At 63.8% G+C, this 3,443-nt stretch carries 1 protein-coding gene and 2 pseudogenes; all 3 read right to left on the bottom strand.

Annotated elements, in window-relative coordinates:
* Nucleotides 1–104: pseudogene (locus ACGFYN_RS47985) on the bottom strand (IS5/IS1182 family transposase); the annotation flags it as partial.
* Between the two features lie 512 nt (nucleotides 105–616).
* Nucleotides 617–1,648: a 3-oxoacyl-ACP synthase III family protein gene (locus ACGFYN_RS47980; RefSeq protein WP_393872256.1), complete on the bottom strand. Its 1,032-nt coding sequence runs from the start codon at nucleotides 1,646–1,648 to the stop codon at nucleotides 617–619.
* Nucleotides 1,649–2,485: 837 nt separating this feature from the next.
* A pseudogene (locus tag ACGFYN_RS47975) lies at nucleotides 2,486–2,692 on the bottom strand (DDE-type integrase/transposase/recombinase); the annotation flags it as partial.
* Nucleotides 2,693–3,443 lie beyond the last annotated feature (751 nt).

The raw sequence follows: 3,443 nt of genomic DNA, 5'->3' as shown, positions 1-3,443 counted from the left end.
GAGCCAGGAGACATGCTCGACCAGCTCGTGCGGGACGTCGAGCGTGGAAGGATACGGAACCAACGAAGCCCCCCGGCCGTCGGCGTGTTGAGTGAAATCACCACACCAACGACGAGGGGCTTCGCCACGTCACCCCACCTGACCAGCCTGTTTCACTCCTCAGACCCCAGGATGAAAGAGGTTCACTGGTCGTTCTCCTTGACGAAGAAGGCGGTCGTTTCTTCAGGACCTCGATCGATTCCGAGCTGGTGTCGAGTTCCCGGGCCACCGCGGTGACCCTCTTTTCCGAGGAGTCGACGAGCGCGAATGGCGTCCTGATTGAACTCCTCCGTGTACCACTTCGTGTACTTGCTTCCCACTGGTACTACTTCATCTGGAATCTCAGGTCTCAGTCTCCAGGTGTCCACGATCGAGGAGAAGCTTCGCCACCACTTTGAGCCCCGAAGCCGTGCACCGATCCATGGGAAGGCGTCGCATGCCCGGCTGGACGTAAATGTCACGGCTCCACTGCTCGAGCAACCGGGAACGAGCTGTCGTCGCGTCGGAAACTGCCATAGCAACGGACTAGCGCTCCGAGCACCCCTGACGAGCCCCCTGAGCCAGCGCTGTCTCCCGGCTAGGCGAAATATAGTGATCCGGCGCAGTTCATCCCGGCGCCGACCGCTATCGATAGGATGAGGTCGCCAGAGTTGATCAGCCCTTTTCGCTTTTGCTCGGCGATACAGGCAGGGATGCTTGCAGAACCGGTAAAGCCGGTGGTGTTACCGAACGACAGCACCCGGTCTTGCGGCCAGTCCAGGTCGGCGGCGACCGCGTTGACGAGTCCGATGTGGGTCTGGATCGGAACCATCCAGTCCACGTCCCGTGGGGTGAGGCCGTTGCGTTCCAGGAGCATGCGAGCACATTCGACGAACATCTCCCGAGTTTCATTCTTGGAACGATTGATCGTTGACGCGCCGTCCGGCCCGATGCCCACCAAGCTGTGCTTGCTCCCGTCGGTGTACCCGACATGGTCGATGAGGCCAGGTGCGCCGGGCGCTCCGCGGCGCAACACAACGGCGCCGGCGGCGTCACCAAACAGGAAGCAGAATTTCGTTTGATTTTTCTCTGATACGGCAATGCGGCCGCTCTGCTCGGTGGCAACGATAAGGGCAGTGCTGTAGTCGGAGCCGCTGAGGAGAGCATCGGCGACCTGGAGACTTCGCAGGAAGCCGGTGCAGTAGGAGGCCTTGAGGTCCATGGCGAGCACTTTGCGCTGCAGGATGTCGCGGGAGATCAATGGTGCGAGGTCTGCCATGGCCGCGTTTTCCGGCTCGGGCGGATTCGCGAAAGGCAGCGTCGTCCCAGAGGTGACGATCACGAGATCAATCTCTTCTGCCAGGCCAGGGTCCTCGGCTAGAGCCATCCCGGCTGCATCCCGAGCCAGCGTCCAGGTGTTTTCATCTGGCCCGCACCAATAGCGCGCTTCCATGCGTGTCTGCGCGATCAGGCGGTCAGGGTCGTCGATCGGGAACCGGCACTGCCGTAGGAATTCGTCGTTGTCCACACGGACACTGGGATAGGCATACCCAGTGGCGGCGATCTGGACGGAGTGTCCGCGGGTGCGCATGCCAGCCAGGCGTGCGGCTCCAGCGTTGGTCAGGGTCATTCAAGCCCCTCTCATAGGTCTAGATACGCTGCGGATCAGGGCGACGGCGGCGCTGTGTCCGCCCAGTCCGAGGGACGACGCGAGGGCGATGTCGAGGTGGATCGCCTCTTTCCCACGGGGTAAACGCCATCCATGCTGCCCAGGATCGGGTGTAGTTGCACCTGAGACTCAGCGCGTGACGGCTGACGCCATAATTCGTCCCGGTTGCCACACCCAGCGAGCAGGGCACCCACTTCGGTGATGACGACTCCCTGCATTCACTCAACTCCCCCGAGCAATTGAGGGACCAGACCCGTTCAGCATTCCGCACATGCGTAAACCGGAACAATTAAACTCAATCAAACTCGAGCAAGTGGTCCATGAGTAATCGCTACTCAGCAGATCGGGACTCGCCGCGGCGAGGTTGTCCTCTCCGAGGACGTACAGGGGCCTTCCCCCGTGAAGGTGGGCACGCGGTTGTTGATCACGCGGCGAGCGTCAGTTTAGCGGTGTGGTGTCGGCGTTCGTATTCGTTGGGGCTGAGGTGGCCGTTGGCGGAGTGCCGGCGGCGGGTGTTGTAGCGGGTCAGCCAGGCGAAGACGATCCTGCGGCAGGTGCCGGCGTCACCGTAGTCACGGGCCCCTGGAGGGTCTCGCGTTTCAGGGACGCGTGGAAGCATTCGCAGGCCACGTCGCCGGCGCTGGTGCGACAACGCCCATCGACCGGGTCACCCCCGAGCTGGTCGCAGAGGCCAGTGAAGGCCCGGGAGCCGTAAGGACAGCGCCGTCGATCGGAGTGCGGGTCAGGAGGCGCGAGAGCATCCCGACACCCATCCTGGCGCATCCATCGCTGTGCAGGTCAAGAAGCCCGGGACATCCGGCACTTCACATACTCACTGACGGAGTGGAACACGGCGCCGTCAAGGCCGCCGCGGGTCGAGGCCGCCATCCGCAGCGCGTCGGCGACCAGACCAGTACGCATGCGGTCGACGATGAACCAGCCGACGACCTCGCGGGTGGCCAGGTCCAGCACCATCGCGAGATAGAGAAACTCCCGCCTGCCAGCGGGAGATACGTGAAGTCACCCATGTATTTGCGCCCCGGCTCGGCGGCGGTGAAGGCCCGTGGAACAGGTCCGAAACGGTGAGGCTGCCGGGTCCGGGAGGGGGTGCGCACCCGTCTGCGCAGACGGATCCCGGTGATGGGCTGGCCGCGTGAACGTCATCGAACTTCTCGCCGGCCTCCAGGCCCAGCACGACGAAGTCACCGCCCGACCCGCAGAACTACGCGGCAGATCAAGCACTTGACCTCTGCCCTGGCCGAGACCCAGGCGCGCCTCGGACCTGGACACCACCCGAAGGTCATCGCGGAGGCCCGCCGGCAGGAGCCGAACCCGACCCGCCCAGACCAGCACCACCTACCAGGCCATCGTGAACGCCTTCAACCAGCATCCTGGCCAGGTGTTCAGAGCCCGTGAGCTGCACGAACCCCTCGGCACACCCGCCGACGAAGGGACGGTCAACAACACCCGCAGCCGCCACCGACGCCTCAGCCGCCAATTCTTCCTCACTCAACCCGGACGAGGCCGCTACAGGTTGACTCATTTTCCTAGCGAGGATGGCTTCGCAGAAGCCGGCGGGTTTTCCAGGTGTTGTGCTTGGATTGCTGGGCCCCTCGAGAGCGGGCCATGCACCGCACCCGGTCCGGCAACGACAGGTCGTTCCCTTACCACTGTCGAAGGCCGGGGCAAGGGCAGCTCAGGCAGTTACTCCTGCGCGGGCAGCCGCGCCCAGTGGGTGGCCCTGTCTCCGGCGAGC

Source organism: Streptomyces sp. NPDC048419 (assembly GCF_043200415.1).
Classification (GTDB): Bacteria; Actinomycetota; Actinomycetes; order Streptomycetales; family Streptomycetaceae; genus Streptomyces.
This window is presented reverse-complemented; position numbering and strand designations above follow the sequence as displayed.

Coding starts and splice junctions, on each gene's coding strand:
- ACGFYN_RS47980 (WP_393872256.1), bottom strand. CDS start 1,648: ATGACCCTGACCAACGCTGGAGCCGCACGCCTGGCTGGCATGCGCACC.